This is a genomic window from Salipiger sp. 1_MG-2023, from assembly GCF_030547555.1.
Classification (GTDB): Bacteria; Pseudomonadota; Alphaproteobacteria; order Rhodobacterales; family Rhodobacteraceae; genus Salipiger.
Genome location: NZ_JAUOQN010000021.1, coordinates 58,898 through 75,064, shown reverse-complemented (window position 1 = coordinate 75,064; position 16,167 = coordinate 58,898). Strand labels below are relative to the sequence as shown.

The window sequence follows — 16,167 nt, the reverse complement described above, 5'->3', positions numbered from 1 at the left end:
TGACCGAGGCTGTAGGATAAGTGTGTCCGGGGGAAGGGGCAGCTTGGCCATCAGCGGCTTTGTGCAACAGAGCCACTCAGTAGCGTTAGAGCGATTTGCTGGGACCCAAAGCTATTCTCCGGCGAAAGCTGATCCTGCAAAAGGTAGCTGTGGATAATTTTATTCAAAACGCCTTCATCTTCTAGGTCTCTGAATGACGAAATACCAAAACGAGCCTCAGCTTTCTCCTGTATCATCTCTAGTTGTTTGTCGATATCAATTTGACTAAAACCATCTGGCAACCCAAGTGCTGTTTCGAATACACTGCGCATAAGTGTACTTCCAAGAACACTATACCATTTTGCACTTTCGCTAATGCTGCTCGACGCAAGGCTAGGGACAGATTTTTGAAATTGCAGAGCTGTGCCGATCGACGAATCAAGCTCACTTACTGAATCCATGAATTCTTGCCACATGAACTCATTCGCGATGTTTTCGGCGAAGTTATCTCCCTGAAGCGATGTTTTACCTTCAGCGTCGTAGAAGGCAAATGTCTTGGCAAGCGAGACCATATTCTTGTCCTCGAGAACCGTCGACAATGATCCCGAAAGTTCTGGATCTTCGGACAAGATACGCTTCAGTATAGTGGTGCTTCCAGCCCGATCCTCCAAGTCGAAGGCCTTTAATACGACTGAGGTTAGATCGTGGTCATTTAATAATTCTTCAACGGATTCGATGTTCTTGATATTGTCAATAAAATATTCTCGCATATCTTCGATGTTTGAGACCACCTGGGTCTCAAAGACCGCAGCATATACCAGGTCGTTTTCATATTGAGATTGCTGCAGGGATGCTTCGAGTTCTGATCTCATTTTTCCTTCATATGTAAAAAAAATGGCATCCCCAAATCCTTCCTCTTGTGTCCGATGCTCTACGACTCTTTCAAAGGCAAACGTCTGAGCGAGGGTGATGTACCGACTATCACCAAGTCTATTGGCTAGTGAGCTGTCGTCGTCGGCGCCTTCCTGGATGATCCGTTGAATAAGATATTTGCTATCAATTTCCTCGGACATTCCAAAAGCGGAGAGCGCCACGCTGAGCAACCGTCGGTCATTGACAAGCTCTTCGGCTGACGAGATGCTCCCGATCTTCTCCTGAAAATAGTTCGTTTCTCGCGTGATCTCAGCACTGTTATTGAAGGCAGCCCGCTGCGAGGACATCGTTGCTTGAAGCATCTGCCAGCCAACAAGGCCAGAACCAGCAATTGTGGGTGTGTAACTCATTGCCTTGTCGCGGCGAGAAGCCGATCCTCTCGTGGGATGAGGGCACGCAGTGCCTTGAGACACTGATAGAATTGTTCTTCGAGAAGAGCGTCAGTGGCTGTTGTCAACAGCTTGCGGCTGTCCGGGTCCGTGAGAATGCGGCTCAATTCCTCGATGTTACGCAGCAACTGAGACTTTGCCACGTCAGCTTCTGCATCCCCCGTGAGAACAAGTTGGGCAGTGTAGCACAGACGGCGAACCGGCGTGCGCGCGTCATCCGGGTGAATCGCATCACGCAGGCGGAGGATGTTCGCGTTTGGCGTCACAATCGACAAACGGCTGCGCCGATCGCCATTTTCGATTACAGCACCATTGATCAGAACCCGTTCACGCGGGCCCAGCTTGAGAACGAGGCCGCTCATCGCTTCGTTCCTCCGGCGCTGAGGCCGCGCATGATCGCGGCATTCACTTCAAGAAGGGGTGCGAGGCGTGCCTTGCGCGCCAATACCTTTCCGGTGTGAACCTGTGTAAACTCGGCCAGATAGAAAATCTGCGCACGCAATTCCGGGGAGAGCCTGTTCCCGGGGTCCGCCACATCGATGGCGAGCGCCGTCCAGAGCTTCTGGTTGTCATAAAGGGCTTGCACCAGTCTCGGGTACGCGATCTTGCCAGCTTCGGCAGCGGCTTTGATACGGTGCGTCACGCGTGCGAACAGTTCGTATTCGATGGACCGATCGGTGCGTGTGCTTAGGGCATTTTCTGCGTAGGCGCGTTGCGCCATTGTTTGGGCGTTCACGGCAGAACCTTCTGACTCTGTTTCTATGATTTAACGGATCAGGAGTATCGGAGGCCGGACTGGCCAGCCTCCGACTGTCTGCGTTAGCGGAACAGAGACAGAAGCTGCTGCGGTGCCTGGTTGGCAATCGACAGCGCCTGAATGCCCAGCTGCTGTTGCACCTGGAGCGCCTGAAGGCGCGCGGAGGCTTCTTCCATGTCAGCATCGACAAGCGTGCCGATACCGGACTTGAGCGAGTCGGTTAGGCTCGAAATGAACGAGCTTTGGGTCTCGATGCGGCCCTGGACGGAACCGAAAGAAGACGCCGAGTCGATCGCGGTCTGCAACAGATCCTCGATATCGTTCAGAGCCGAGTCGACGCCCGCCTGAGTCGTTACGTCGATTTCGCCCAGCTTTTCGAGACGACCGCCAATGGTGGTGTCCGCCGTTGCAGCGGTCTGGAACTGAACGGTGATTGCACCTGTACCTTGCGAAGCATCCGGACCAGTGATGTCGATTTGGTTCAGGTTGGTCGCATTCACCGATGCCGAAATACCTGCTGCAACAGCAGTATCATTCTCACTGATGTAGCTGTTGAAAGCATCAACAAGCCCTTGCGCGACGTCCGCTTCGGTATCGCCATCACGTGCGACGTACACGATTTCCTGATTGCCGGCGGTTGTGGTGGTGTTCATACCGGTGGCGAAGATGCCGGAACCGGCCGTGATTGTGGCGGTGAAGCCGGTGCCGGCGGCAACCGAGTTAGTGCCCGTGCCTGCGGTCTGGCCAACGACGGCAACGGTCGTCACGGGAGTTGCGTTGCTGGCCAGGGCAATGGCACCAGTGTTTGCCGCGCCGCTCATAGCGTCGGATCCAGCAGCGGTGTAGCCGGCTGCTGCGACGTTGATCGAACTTGCAGAGGTCCCAAGGTCTTGCTTTGCCACACTGATGTCGCTTGCGGTGACGCCGGAGGAGGAGCGGTCAAGGGACGCCAGCACGTTGATGCTGCCGCTGCCTGCGGTGGTTTCGGTGTTCGAAAGCAGGTTCAGACCGTTGAATTGGGCTGCGCCCACCACCGCACCGATCTGGTCGCGGAGTGCGTCGATGTCGGTCTGGATCTTGCCGCGGTCGACATTTTCTTCCTGGGCGGCGACGATCTTGCCCTTGATGTCGGTCAGAAGCTCAGTCACCGTTTCGGCGGCGGAGCGGGCAACTGACACTGTCGATTGGCCAAGTGCAAGGCTGTCGCTGATGCCTGCAAAGCCTTTGACGTCCGCTTCCATCGTCTTGGCGATGGCCCAGACAGCGGCGTTGTCTTTGGCGCTCGACACGGACTTGCCGGTCGAGATCTCGCCCTGCGTGGTGGCGAGGTCCGAGTTGATGCTTTTGAGGGTCTGCAGCGCCACCATGGCGCCATTGTTCGTCAGGATGCTAGACATGGATATTTCGTCCTTACAGTCATGCGATGCTTTGCACCGCTTTGTGATTTTGCCGGAACCGGCTTCCTGAACGTCTTTCTGACGATGGCAGCCCGGGCGTCTCACCCGCTGCGTCATCCGCTCTGGATGCAGGCACAACATGCGCCTCGAATCCTAATACCGCCCTAAGACCCGCTGGTCGGTTGCGCTCGATTTGACTCAAGTCCTGTCACGCGCGCTTCTCGAAGCTGCCGGTCCCGTCACCGCCAATCGACGAACGATGACCCTTGGCATCATAGACATCGATCGAGCGGCGGACCTGTCGCATCTCGCCCAGCCGGTTTGCGACATTTCTTATCCCCGCAAGAGCCTGATCAAAGAGATCCTGGTTGCGACGCAATTTAAGCTGCACCGGCCGGATCGCGTCGGCCTCGTCGGGCGAGGCGTCATCGAGCTCTGAGATGAGGGTGGCCTTATGTTCAAGAAGCACCCCGATCATATCAAGATCGCCCTGCAGAAGCGCTTTTCGCTCTTCTTCGAGAAGCGCATCAAGCGCCGTGAGAATCGCTTCGTGTGATTTGGCTGATTCAGTCATGGATTCTGTCCTTCATTGCTTCGAAGATGGATTCAGCGATGCCAATCCCGCCATTTTCGGCCAGTGCGCGCGCGTGTTCCTGCCTGAGAAAGGAACTGAACTGCGCTTCGCCCTCGCCGCCACCAAAGGCGTTTCGCGGCTCACCGAAGCGGGCTGCCTTCAGCATTTCGTCAAGGAACGTCGCTTCGAGCGCGACGGTCGCAGCGCGCAACGCTTCGGTGCGCGATTGCGCCTCGGCTCGGGGGGGGGCGGGCATGCCGCTGATGTCCATCTGGTTTCTCCAATTCGACTCAACTGGCCCAATCTGACTCGGGTGCGGTAAAGAAGCGGTAAGGATGTTCTGTTTAAGCTCTCGACAGTGGAAGAACTCCCGGAGCGACCAATGTTGAGTGAACTGTCAGGTCTGTTCGGGCTATTGCAGGCCCCAAAAGACAAGCAATCAGGTGCCGAAGGTGCCTTGGACGAGCTAATTTTCGATGACGTCTACAAAGAGGTCACCCCCGATTCGGAGCTCGAGACAAACGTCGAGGGTGAACCGGCCCCTCCGACAGAAGAACCGGCCGCGACGGCAATGGCCGATTCTGAGGACGCCAAAGATGCCGGGCAGGACGAAGATGGACAATCAACCGACACTTCGGACGAGCTGATCCCGGAAGGCGTTCAAGTCGTCGAAGGCCAGTCCAACGCGGACGCGATTGAAGCCACGCAAGAGCCGCCGGTTGATCACGTCGACGCTATTGAGGTTGAAACGAAGGTCGCAATTAATGGTCACGTCACTATCAAACCGGACGGCTCGCCTGCTGAAAGGGGGGCGCCCAAGCCAGTGACATTCGCCAAGCATACTGGCGCTACCTCTACCTCGTCGCAGTCGAAGGTGCATGATGATATGTCAGATCCGGTTGCAACAGTCGTGCAAACAGAAGAGCCATCGGCAGAGGTGGCTGAAACACCGACTGCACCCTCGGACGCGAAGGCCGCTCTCGCCTTGACCGCTTCATCGCTTACTCCAGATGTGACGCGTCAGCCCGAAATCGTTGCGGACCGGCTTGTGATGCGCCAGGCGGAGCAGAAGGCCGGCGCGGTGACACCGCTGTCCTATACACAGGTACCTGCCGGTAAAGATGCGGTCCGAAGCAGCAACTTGGGCGGGCGTCATTCCGAAAAGGTGACTCAGGAGCCCTCCGGTGCGATGCAGAAAGGCGTCCACAGGCCAGCGAATTCCATTACGGGCGGCCCAAACCCCGAGCGTATTGATGTCGAGGTCTCTGGCGCTGGATCGGCAACGGAAGCATCGGTCAAGGAAGGCGTGATTGCGCAGCATGTCTTTGTCGCATCGCAAAAGCCCTCCCGGGCAGGGAAGACTCGCGAGCCGATCCTGTCAGGCCAAGTATCGTCGATTCCCCGGCCACAGGTCGAAGGTTCGAGCCTTGTGGACTCCTCGATCAGCGCGCGGGTGCAGGCGCCGTCGCAGGATGTGCCAAAGGCGATCGAACGGGGCCGTCCGATCTGGCGCAGCGCCTTGGCAATTCAACGCTCTGCTGGTCGCAATCTGGCGTCACCAGCGTATCAGAGCGGCATATCTACCCAAGGCGGGATGACGAATAGAGCCGAGAGTTCGGCGAACGGCACCTCGGTCCGTCAGGCGACTTCTACGTCAGGTATGGCGATCACGGCACATCATGATGCGGCACAGGGTCGATCTGACGTGAATGCCGAGCCGACAATCGCTGCCAAGGCAGACGTTGATGTCAACTCCGGCTCTTCCAAGGCGGAGGCGGTGGTGCAACGCGTGCCCGGCAGTTCTGTGCAGAAAGCAGCGCAGGTGGAAAGCCTCCCAGTGCAAGGGATTCCTTCCCAAGAGATGACGCACGCTACGACTTCAGAGCCGGTGACCGCCAGCGCTAACGACGCCGGTTCATTCGTTGATATCATGTCTTCAGCAGTGTCTTCCAACATACCAACGAACAGCGCTGGAACCACACTGCGCAGCGCGCTTTTTCCGGACGGGGAAGCGGTCTCTCTCGCCGTGCCGCAGGCCGCGCAACGCTCGCCTTCCCCGGGACCGGAGTTCCCCGAAATGGCTCCGAGCTGGGACGCGACAGAGACCAGATTTGCAGTCATCGCCGACGGCGATGCGGACTCTGAACAGATCGTCGGTTCACCCTCGGCGGAGCGTTCTGCGCGTTCGAACCATGTTTTTAAACCTGAACCCTTATTGCGCGATACACAGAATACTCCGATCGCAGGATCTGATCGGATGACGCCAATTGACCCGATTCACATTTCAACCCTCAAGGGCTCTGCACCAACGCAAGCGCAGCCCTCCATTACGTCTCACGCTCCGAGTTCGCGCCCATCAGTCATGGAAGGGCCCGCCGCGACGGGCGCAAAAAATATCAGCGAGGTTTTCGAGGGCGGGGTGACTTCCGCAACAGGTTCAAATCAGGCGGTTTCCGCAGCTTCAACGGCGGCGTCTTCTGTCGCATCCATACCCGACAAAGCGGTCGCGACATTCCGCGAGATCCCGGCCAAGGTTCCGGTATTGACAGGCGACACGTCGATCCAGCTCACACGCGCCGCCGCATCACCTGACATTTCGCCGATTGACGTAAAATCCGATTCGGATGAAGCGCCCGCTGCCTCCAATGCACAGACACCGCCGGTGTTTCGAAGCAGTCGCGCGGCGGCTCACAGTGACACCGTAAGTGTCGGGACGGGGAGCCGACCGTCGATTGATCTGCCCTCTACCTCTCCGGCCGGTGATTCCGTCGTCGGCCAAATGGACCCAAGCGAACTCTCTGATGACAAGGTGTTGCCCGGCGATGCCATCGGCGTGACCTCGGGCGATATACGAAGTGCATCGGCCTCGATGCATGCGGCCTCGCCGCCCTCGGCACGGGCGGAACACACGTCGGCCGTGATGCGCCAGATTGCTGATGCCGCAACAACCGGCACACCGAATAGCGATGGGTCTATCGAGCTTCAGCTTCGTCCTGACGAACTCGGGCTCATGCGTTTCAAGATGATGCATGGCGAGCATGGGATGACCATGCATATCTCGGCCGAACGCCCCGAGACGCTCGACATGCTTCGCCGGAACATCGACCAGCTCTCTCGCTACCTTGATGAACTTGGTTACGAGTCGACCAGTTTTACCTTTGGAGACGGTCACACCGGAAGCAATCCTGGCGGAGGCCGCGCGATGCCGGTGACCGCGCAGGATGTGCCGCAACTCACCGACTCACCCGATACTGCCCCCCCGCTCTCGATCGCTTCGGGCGGTCTTGATCTTCGTTTTTAAGGAGTTTCCGATGGATACCGGAACTGTCACATCCGCCACCACTGCCGCGACCGCCACGACCAGCACATCGGCAAGCACCAGCACGCCGGTCGTCAGCTCGGATTTCGAAACCTTTCTGAAGATGCTCACCGCTCAGATGCAGAATCAGGATCCGCTCGATCCGCTCGATTCTGCCGACTATGCGACACAGCTCGCGACGTTCTCATCGGTGGAACAGCAGGTTCTGACCAACGATCTGCTCTCGGACCTGACTGCCGCTCTGACCGGCGGCACGTTCAAGGAGCTTGGCTCGTGGATCAATCGCGAGGTGTTGTCCGAGGCGCCGGTGTATTTCAATGGCGATGCGATCATCTTGCGACCCGATTATGCGAGCGGCGCGACCAGCGCCAAACTGGTGGTTCGCGATGAAAGCGGCGCCACGGTCGAGACTCTGGCGCTTGACCAGTCGGATCCTCTGGTAGGCTGGCAAGGCACCGGCAGCGATGGCAATCAGGTGCCGAGCGGGATCTATTCCTTTGCGATCCAGAGCTATACCGACGGTGTGCTGAAAAGTGAAAGCCCGGCACAGGTTTATAATCCGGTGATCGAGGTGCGACAGGTCGGTGCATTGGTGAAACTCACGCTGTCCGATGGCAGCGAGGTGAACGCCGACGACATCACCGCAATACGTTGATGCCTTTGCCAGTCACCCGCTATTCCGCAGGCGCCGCATGACATGGGTGGTGGAGGGCAAGGATCAGATCAAAGACGCCCAGATCAGCACTGGGATCGCGCCGACCGCGACCCCGGCAGCCCCCCAGCCAAGACGATGCAGCCACGGGCTGATGGTTTGCGACACCTCGTGTTCCGCTTGCCGGACAAGAGCCGCCTCGACCAGCCCGGGCAGGCGGGGCCCGAAACGGGCAAGCACGCGGGCGGTCTCGGCCAGATCTTTCAGCGCGGCTCGGGGGCCGATGGATTTCTTGATGTAATCCTCGACAACCGGCTGGGCGACGTTCCAGATGTTCATGCGTGGGTTCAGCGATCGCGAGACACCTTCGACCACCACCATGGTGCGCTGCAACAGGATCAGTTCGGTACGGGTCTCCATGCCGAACCGTTCGGTGACGTCGAACAGGTAGGACAGCAGCCGCGCCATGGAAATCCGCGTCGCATCCATGCCGAAGATCGGCTCGCCGACCGCGCGCAGCGCACGGGCGAACTCGTCGACGTCACGGTCGGCTGGCACATAGCCTGCCTCGAAATGCACCTCAGCAACACGCTTGTAGTCGCGGCGAATGAATCCGTAGAGAATTTCCGCGTAAACCCGGCGGGTGTATTCGTCGATATGCCCCATGATGCCGAAATCATATGCGATGATATCGCCGTTCGGGGCCACCTTCAGGTTGCCTTGGTGCATGTCTGCGTGAAAGAATCCGTCGCGCAGCGCATGATTCAGGAACAGCTGCAGCACCCGCTCCGACAACGCTTCGCGATCATGGCCTGCTGCATCGATCGCGTCATTGTCCCCCAGCGGCACGCCTTCGGCCCAGTTCATTGTCAGCACGCGCCGGCTCGACAGGCCCCACACCACCTCGGGCAGCTGAAACCCGGCGTCGCCTTGCGTGTTCGCCGCGTACTCGCTGGAATTCGCGCTTTCAAGCCGCAGATCCAGCTCGCCCATCACCACGCTTTCGAAATGCCGGATCACCTCGCGCGGCCGCAGCCGGCGAGACGAAGGAGACAGCGTTTCGATCATGTTGGCGGCAAAGTAGAATGCGTCGATATCGGTGCGAAACGCACGCTCGATCCCCGGGCGCAGCACCTTTACCGCCACGACCTGCCCGTTGTCCGCCCGCCGCGCCTTGTGCACCTGCGCAATCGATGCGGCGGCGACCGGCGGGCTGAATTCCGAGAACAGCTCCTCCACCGGATGGCCGATCTCGGCCGCGATCTGCTCGCGCGCCTCGTCGAGACCAAAGGGCGGCAGTTTGTCCTGCAGCACCCGCAACTGCTGCGCAAGTTCGTCGCCGACCACATCGGGCCGCGTCGACAGAATCTGCCCGAATTTGATGTAGGCCGGCCCAAGCGCCGTCAGGGCGCGGGTGGCTGGAGGCATCGACACATCGCCTTCGATTCCCAGCCAGCGGAACGGCCAGACCAGCGTCCGGAACGCCACTCGGATCGACGACGGCGCATCGAAGGCATCGAGCACGACGCTCATCGCGCCGGTGCGTTCCAGCGTGGCCCCGGTCCGGATCAGGCGAAGGATGTTGTGCGGGCCGCGCATCTCAGATCTTCCAGCCCGAATGCAGACAGGCGATGCCCATGGAGAGATTGCGATATTTGGCGTTCTCGAAGCCAGCCGCGCGCACCATCGACAGGAAAGTGTCCTGATCCGGGAATTTGCGGATCGATTCCACCAGATATTGATAGCTGTCCGCATCGTTGGCGATCAACTTACCCATCTTCGGGATGATGTTGAACGAATACAGATCGTAGACCTTCTGCATCATGTCATTGGGAATCTGCGAAAATTCTAGAACCATCAGCCGTCCGCCGGGCCGCAGCACGCGGTAGGCTTCGTTCAGGGCCTCTTGCGGGCGGGTGACGTTCCGGATGCCGAAAGAGATGGTGTAGACGTCAAAGCTGTTGTCCTTGAACGGCAGCGCCATGGCGTCGCCGACGACCCAATCAAGCTGATCGGCCATGGCGTCGGCTTCGGCGCGCTGGCGCCCTGCGATCAGCATCGGTTCGGTCAGGTCAAGCACGGTGGCGTGCCCCGACCCGGCCCGCTTGAGAAAGCGGAATGACACATCGCCGGTGCCACCGGCCACATCCAGCAGCTTTGATCCGGGGCGCGGCGCCAGCCAATCCATCATCGCATCCTTCCAGATGCGGTGAATGCCGAACGACATCGCGTCGTTCATCACGTCATATTTCGACGCGACCGAGCCGAACACGCCACGGACGCGACCGGCCTTCTCGGACTCGGGGATATCGGTGAAGCCGAAATGCGTGGTTTTTGGGCTCTGGTCGCTCATGGGTCTTGTCGTCCTTATGCTCTGTCTCCTTATAGAGCGCAGGAAAGCCGCTGCAATGCGGCCCATGGTCAAGGAGACGTCATGCCGGAGCTGCCAGAGGTCGAAACCGTCCGCCGAGGGCTTGCGCCGGTGATGGAAGGGGCGCGGATCGCCAGCGCGCAGGTGAACCGGCCGGACCTGCGCTGGCCCTTCCCCGACCGCATGGCCGACAGGCTGACCGGCGCGCGGATCGAGCGGTTGCGGCGGCGGTCGAAATACATTCTTGCCGATCTCGATACCGGAGAGACTTTGCTGGTGCATCTGGGCATGACCGGGCGGATGCTGGTGTCGGGCGATGCGCTGGGACGCTTCGTGCACGACCATCCGGTGGCGCAAAAGCATGACCACGTGGTGTTCGATCTGGAGGGCGGCGCGCGCGTCACTTTCAATGACCCGCGTCGCTTTGGCGCGATGGATCTGATGCAGACCGCCAGCGCCGACAGTCACCCCCTGCTGGCCGCGCTGGGGCCCGAGCCACTGGGCAATGCCTTCAACGAGTCGCATCTGGCCAAGGCGCTTGCGGGGCGTTCGATGCCGGTGAAATCGGCGCTGCTCGACCAGAAAATCGTCGCGGGACTGGGCAATATCTACGTCTGCGAGGCGCTTTACCGGGCAGGCATCGACCCGAGACGTCGCGTCAACGCGATTGCCGCCGCGCGCATCGCCTCGCTGGTGCCGATCATCCGTCAGGTTCTCGAAGAGGCGATCGCTGCGGGCGGGTCAAGCTTGCGGGATTTTCGCCAAGCCGATGGCGAACTTGGATATTTTCAGCACAGCTTTGATGTTTACGGGCGCGAGGGCCAACCCTGCCGAACCCCCGGATGCGGCCGGCAGGTGCAGCGCGTGGTGCAATCTGGCCGCTCGTCCTTCTACTGCGGGGCGTGTCAAAGATAACTTGATCAAGAGGCCCAAGCTGGTAAGGCTGCGTTTTGACGCTAACGGACGGGAGCCCGCAGTCATGGCCTACGAGACGATCATCGTCGAAGTCGAGGACCACGTTGCCACGATCACCCTCAATCGACCCGACGCTCTGAACGCTCTGAACAGCCACCTTCTCGCGGAACTTGCGCAGGCGCTGACCGAAGCGGATGCGAACGAGAAAGTGCGCTGCATCATCCTGACCGGCTCGGCCAAGGCCTTTGCCGCCGGGGCGGACATCAAGGAGATGTCGGAAAAGAGCTTTGTCGAGATGTTCCTCGGCGATTTCTTCGAGCCGACGGTGGATGCCGCGGCGAAGGTGCGCAAGCCGATCATCGCCGCGGTTTCGGGCTACGCGCTCGGCGGCGGTTGCGAGCTGGCAATGATGTGCGATTTCATCATCGCGAGCGAAACCGCCAAGTTCGGCCAGCCCGAGATCAACCTTGGCGTCATTGCCGGAATCGGCGGCACGCAGCGCCTGACGCGCTATGTCGGCAAATCCAAATCGATGGATATGCACCTGACGGGGCGCTTCATGGATGCCGAAGAGGCAGAGCGCTCGGGCCTCGTGTCCCGCGTCGTGCCGGTAAAGCAGCTGATGGAAGAGACCCGCAAGGCCGCCGACAAGATCGCCGAGAAATCGCTGATCGCCACGATCGCGGCCAAGCAGGCGGTGAACCGCGCCTATGAGACCACGCTGGCCGAAGGTCTGCTGTTCGAGCGCCGCCTGTTCCACTCGCTGTTCAACACCGAGGATCAGAAGGAAGGCATGGCGGCCTTTCAGGAAAAGCGCACCGCGCAGTTCCGCGACCGCTGATCCGATCGGCCCGCCTCTTGGCGGGCCGATGTCTTTCACGATTGCAGCGCCCCGCGCTTGGCCCGGATCGCGGCTTGTATGGCGCTCCAATCCTCCTGTTCGGCGGTCTTCCCGGCGGCCTCGCATTCGCGCGCACGCCGTGCGGCCTCCACTTCAGCCTGGGCGCCATGGGCGTTGTAAAGCGCAGTCGCGTATTCCGAGATCTTGATTGCGTCCATCTCTGATTCCTCCTCTCAGTGAGAACTGCTCCTGCCGAGGCAGGACCCCGACCATAAATCATATGAGCCGATTCTACGAGCCTTGCAGGTTTCCCCTTTGCATGGCGCAGAGAATGATGTATTGGCGGCGGCTACATGCGCGTGATGCCCGCTCAGGCAAGAATCGGTCCGGCGACAGATGTTCGGGTCTGAGTGCTATTGCGCGACCCCGAATCCATGACGCCCTGGCGGAACAAACCGCCGAGTTGTCGTAACTTACGAAAATAAGGACTGATCATCATGGCAAATACGCCCCAGGCAAAAAAGCGCGCCCGTCAGAACGAAAAGCGTTTCGCCGTCAACAAGGCACGCCGTTCGCGGATCCGCACTTTCCTGCGCAAGGTCGAAGAGGCCATCGCGTCGGGTGACAAGGAAGCCGCAACTGCAGCACTGCGCGCCGCCCAGCCCGAGCTGATGCGCGGTGTGACCAAGGGCGTGTTCCACAAGAACACCGCGTCGCGCAAAGTTTCGCGCCTGTCCTCGCGCGTCAAAGCGTTGGGCTGACGTCTTTTCAGGCACCTCCTGAAGGAGGGAAGGCTGGGCTGAAAAGCCACAGCTGCCGAGATTTGATGACCGAAAAGGCGCCACAATATGTGGTGCCTTTTTCGTTTTCGGACACAATATATTCCTGTCAGAGATTCTTTTGCGGTGGAGTCCGGAGTCAAGATTGAAGATCGGTTGCCGCCGATGAGGCAGGCTTGCTAATTTCACCCAGCGAGTCACATTGCTTGGGGGGACAGGCAAACGGGGCGGCCATTCAAACTGCTTGAGGTCGTTCTGTTAATGTCGGTGGTCTGCTGTAAACCTGCCGAACTGGGCGCAAGCCCTGCCAGTCCGTAATATCATACGCTCGGAGAGCGACCGGATCCGCCCCCACTTGGGATGAGGGGGCTGGCGCGGCTACTTATCCGTTTCAGGATGCGTGTTCATCTTCGCTTGGGCCATCTGGCCCGGGATCGGAGGTGTTTCCCTATTCAAGTGTCTCGTGCGGGTGCCGCAGCGGGAACGCTGCGGATGAAAGAAACGAGATGGGCAAATGGCAGAAAAAGTTTCGGAGCTGGGCAAGATGACGAAAGAGCATTGGGGGGCAATGCAGGACCAGCTGAGCAGCTCGGTCGGAGAGAATAACTACAAGACCTGGATCGCACCGATCGATTTCGAGCGCATCGAGGCGGGTGGCGTTGCGGTGTTTACCGTCCCGACGAATTTCTTTGGGACCTACGTATCGCAGCATTACGGCGATCTGCTTCTGGCGAAGCTGAGCCTGATCGATTCCGAGGTGAGCCGCCTGAAGTTTCAGGTTGCCAATGTCGATGCCCGCCCGCGCCCCGCGGCGCAGGCCGCGCCGACGCAGGCCCCGGCGCAGGCACAGGCAGCGACGCCTCAGGCCGAATTGCTGCCGAGCGCGCCGCTTGATACCCGCTTTACCTTTGATCGCTTCGTGGTCGGCAAGCCGAACGAGCTGGCCCATGCCGCTGCCAAGCGCGTTGCGGAAGGTGGGCAGGTGACCTTCAATCCGCTGTTCCTGTATGGTGGCGTCGGCCTCGGCAAGACCCACCTGATGCACGCCATCGCCCATGATCTGAAGAACAACCGCCCGGATCTGAACGTGCTGTACCTGTCGGCCGAACAATTCATGTACCGTTTCGTTCAGGCCCTGCGCGAACGCCGCATGATGGATTTCAAGGAGCTGTTCCGCTCGGTCGACGTTCTGATGGTCGACGATGTGCAGTTCATCGCGGGCAAGGATTCCACTCAGGAGGAATTCTTTCATACCTTCAACGCGCTGGTGGATCAGAACAAGCAGATCATCATCTCGGCCGACCGCGCGCCGGACGAGATCAAGGATCTGGAAAACCGCATCCGCTCGCGGCTTCAGTCCGGCCTTGTGGTCGACCTGCACCCGACCGACTACGAGCTGCGCCTTGGCATTCTGCAATCCAAGGTGATGACCTACCGCGAACAATACCCGTCGCTGCAGATCGACGATGGCATTCTCGAATTTCTCGCGCACCGGATCTCGACCAACGTTCGCGTGCTCGAAGGTGCGCTGACCCGTCTGTTCGCATTTGCCTCGCTGGTCGGCCAGCCGATCACCATGGAGCTGACGCAGGATTGCCTTGCCGACGTGCTGCGCGCCTCGGATCGCAAGATCTCGATCGAGGAAATCCAGCGCAAAGTGGCCGAGCATTACCACATCCGCCTGTCGGATCTGATCGGCCCCAAGCGGGTGCGCAACTTTGCCCGTCCGCGTCAGGTGGCGATGTATCTGTGCAAGCAGCTGACCGCCCGCTCGCTGCCTGAAATCGGCCGCCGGTTCGGCGGGCGCGATCACACCACGGTCATGCATGGCGTCAAGCGCATCGAAGAGCTGCGCATCAAGGACAGCCAGATTGCCGACGATATCGAGCTGCTGCGCCGGGCGCTTGAAGCCTGACGCGTGAGTTTTCCTGACAACACAAACGGCTTGGGGCTGCCTTTGGGCAGCCCCGCGCACTTGACGTCCCTGTGAAACAGTCGGATCAATTGCGGAACATTTGCATTGGAGCGACCGTGCGATGGCGCTAACGTGCGCTTCCGGTCAGCTGAAGAGGGTGAGGGCATGAAGGTCAGTATCGAGCGGGCAACGCTGCTAAAGGCGGTGAGCCAGGCGCAATCGGTGGTGGAGCGGCGCAATACGATTCCGATTCTTGCCAATGTGCTGATCGAAGCCGAGGGGAATACCGTGACGTTCCGCGCCACGGATCTGGACATCGAGGTGCTCGACAAGGCGCCCGGCATGGTCGAGCGGGCCGGGGCAACCACGGTGTCGGCGGTGACCCTGCACGAGATCGTGCGCAAACTGCCCGACGGCGCGATGGTCCAGCTGGCCGACGATGGCGCGGCGGGGCGGCTGACGGTGACGGCGGGGAAGTCGAACTTCAACCTCGCGACCCTGCCAAAAGAAGATTTCCCGGTCATGGCCTCGTCGGAATATGCGACGAATTTCAGCGCCAAGGCCGAGGTGCTGCGCCGTCTGTTCGACAAGTCGAAATTCGCCATCTCGACCGAGGAAACCCGCTATTACCTCAACGGCGTCTACATGCATGTCGCTGACGGTGAAGACGGGCAGGTGCTGCGCTGCGTGGCGACCGATGGGCACCGCCTTGCCCGCATCGATGCGCCGCTGCCCGGCAATGCCGAGGCGATGCCGGGCGTGATCGTGCCGCGTAAGACGGTGAACGAGATGCGCAAGCTGCTCGACGAAGACGATATGGATATCGCGGTGTCGGTTTCGGAAACCAAGGTGCGTTTCGCGACGCCGAACATCACGCTGACCTCCAAGGTCATCGACGGCACCTTCCCCGACTATTCGCGGGTTATTCCGTCGGGCAACACCCGCCGGCTCGAGGTCGATGCGACCGATTTCGCCAAGGCGGTCGACCGGGTGGCAACGGTGTCGTCGGAACGCTCGCGCGCGGTGAAGCTGCAGCTCGACGAGGATCGCCTGATCCTGTCGGTCAACGCGCCTGACAGCGGCGCCGCCGAGGAAGAGCTGGCCGTCGCCTATGCAGACGAGCCGCTCGAGATCGGTTTCAACGCGAAATACCTGCTCGAGATTGCCAGTCAGGTCGATCGTGAGAACGCAGTGTTCATGTTCAACTCGTCCGGCGATCCGACCCTGATGCGCGAAGGCTCCGATACCAGCGCCGTCTATGTCGTCATGCCGATGCGGGTTTGAGCCGGACCCGCTTGTTCTGCCAGATCCGCACGACCTGCAAGGCTGCGTTTGCCGATCCATGC

General features: G+C 59.8%; 16 protein-coding genes. 7 read left to right on the top strand and 9 right to left on the bottom strand.

The features are described from left to right. Window positions 1-50: 50 nt before the first annotated feature. From Q4543_RS12130 to Q4543_RS12105, 6 genes are all read right to left on the bottom strand, one after another. A complete protein-coding gene (locus tag Q4543_RS12130) occupies window positions 51-1,262 on the bottom strand; it encodes a DUF1217 domain-containing protein (protein ID WP_303438609.1) in 1,212 nt (403 codons plus the stop codon). Then, window positions 1,259-1,663 carry a flagellar biosynthesis repressor FlbT gene (gene flbT / locus Q4543_RS12125; RefSeq protein WP_216002098.1) on the bottom strand — a complete coding sequence of 135 codons (405 nt, stop codon included), beginning with the start codon at window positions 1,661-1,663 and terminating at the stop codon, window positions 1,259-1,261. Before flbT ends, Q4543_RS12130 begins: the two co-directional genes overlap by 4 nt. Next, window positions 1,660-2,037 carry a flagellar biosynthesis regulator FlaF gene (gene flaF, locus Q4543_RS12120; RefSeq protein ID WP_303438607.1) on the bottom strand — a complete coding sequence of 126 codons (378 nt, stop codon included), beginning with the start codon at window positions 2,035-2,037 and terminating at the stop codon, window positions 1,660-1,662. Before flaF ends, flbT begins: the two co-directional genes overlap by 4 nt. 83 nt (window positions 2,038-2,120) lie before the next feature. Further along, window positions 2,121-3,455 (bottom strand): flagellin, encoded by a 1,335-nt coding sequence (locus Q4543_RS12115; protein WP_303438606.1) that lies wholly within the window; start codon window positions 3,453-3,455, stop codon window positions 2,121-2,123. A 208-nt stretch (window positions 3,456-3,663) separates the two neighbouring features. Then, window positions 3,664-4,029, bottom strand: coding sequence for a flagellar protein FlgN (locus Q4543_RS12110; protein ID WP_303438605.1), 366 nt, complete (start codon window positions 4,027-4,029; stop codon window positions 3,664-3,666). Further along, window positions 4,022-4,300: a rod-binding protein gene (locus tag Q4543_RS12105; protein ID WP_303438603.1), complete on the bottom strand. Its 279-nt coding sequence runs from the start codon at window positions 4,298-4,300 to the stop codon at window positions 4,022-4,024. Before Q4543_RS12105 ends, Q4543_RS12110 begins: the two co-directional genes overlap by 8 nt. Before the next feature lie 111 nt (window positions 4,301-4,411). Between Q4543_RS12105 and Q4543_RS12100 the strand changes: the two genes are divergently transcribed. Both Q4543_RS12100 and Q4543_RS12095 read left to right on the top strand, forming a co-directional pair. Beyond that, window positions 4,412-7,330, top strand: coding sequence for a flagellar hook-length control protein FliK (locus tag Q4543_RS12100; protein ID WP_303438601.1), 2,919 nt, complete (start codon window positions 4,412-4,414; stop codon window positions 7,328-7,330). 10 nt (window positions 7,331-7,340) lie between these two features. Continuing rightward, window positions 7,341-8,003, top strand: a complete 663-nt coding sequence (locus tag Q4543_RS12095) for a flagellar hook capping FlgD N-terminal domain-containing protein (protein WP_303438599.1) — start codon at window positions 7,341-7,343, stop codon at window positions 8,001-8,003. Window positions 8,004-8,066: 63 nt separating this feature from the next. On the opposite strand, the gene ubiB is transcribed toward Q4543_RS12095, so the two are convergent. Further along, window positions 8,067-9,599 carry a 2-polyprenylphenol 6-hydroxylase gene (gene ubiB / locus Q4543_RS12090; protein WP_303438597.1) on the bottom strand — a complete coding sequence of 511 codons (1,533 nt, stop codon included), beginning with the start codon at window positions 9,597-9,599 and terminating at the stop codon, window positions 8,067-8,069. Between the two features lies 1 nt (window position 9,600). Beyond that, a complete protein-coding gene (ubiE, locus tag Q4543_RS12085; protein WP_216002106.1) occupies window positions 9,601-10,353 on the bottom strand; it encodes a bifunctional demethylmenaquinone methyltransferase/2-methoxy-6-polyprenyl-1,4-benzoquinol methylase UbiE in 753 nt (250 codons plus the stop codon). Between the two features lie 81 nt (window positions 10,354-10,434). Here ubiE and mutM point away from each other — a divergent pair, with 81 nt between their 5' ends. Further along, entirely contained in the window at window positions 10,435-11,286 is an 852-nt protein-coding gene (gene mutM / locus Q4543_RS12080) for a bifunctional DNA-formamidopyrimidine glycosylase/DNA-(apurinic or apyrimidinic site) lyase (RefSeq protein ID WP_303438595.1), read from the top strand. Between the two features lie 64 nt (window positions 11,287-11,350). Continuing rightward, window positions 11,351-12,127 (top strand): enoyl-CoA hydratase, encoded by a 777-nt coding sequence (locus Q4543_RS12075; RefSeq protein WP_216002108.1) that lies wholly within the window; start codon window positions 11,351-11,353, stop codon window positions 12,125-12,127. Between the two features lie 35 nt (window positions 12,128-12,162). On the opposite strand, the gene Q4543_RS12070 is transcribed toward Q4543_RS12075, so the two are convergent. After that, a complete protein-coding gene (locus Q4543_RS12070) occupies window positions 12,163-12,345 on the bottom strand; it encodes a hypothetical protein (RefSeq protein ID WP_216002109.1) in 183 nt (60 codons plus the stop codon). Window positions 12,346-12,624: 279 nt separating this feature from the next. Here Q4543_RS12070 and rpsT point away from each other — a divergent pair, with 279 nt between their 5' ends. The 3 genes from rpsT to dnaN all read left to right on the top strand — a co-directional run bounded on the left by rpsT (window position 12,625) and on the right by dnaN (window position 16,105). After that, window positions 12,625-12,888, top strand: coding sequence for a 30S ribosomal protein S20 (gene rpsT / locus Q4543_RS12065; protein WP_216002110.1), 264 nt, complete (start codon window positions 12,625-12,627; stop codon window positions 12,886-12,888). A gap of 562 nt (window positions 12,889-13,450) precedes the next feature. Then, on the top strand, window positions 13,451-14,821 hold the full coding sequence (dnaA, locus tag Q4543_RS12060) for a chromosomal replication initiator protein DnaA (RefSeq protein WP_303438610.1): 1,371 nt from the start codon (window positions 13,451-13,453) through the stop codon (window positions 14,819-14,821). A gap of 165 nt (window positions 14,822-14,986) precedes the next feature. Continuing rightward, the gene (dnaN, locus tag Q4543_RS12055; protein WP_216002111.1) at window positions 14,987-16,105 is read left to right on the top strand and encodes a DNA polymerase III subunit beta; all 1,119 of its coding nucleotides are present in this window, start codon (window positions 14,987-14,989) and stop codon (window positions 16,103-16,105) included. The last annotated feature ends 62 nt before the right edge of the window (window positions 16,106-16,167 follow it).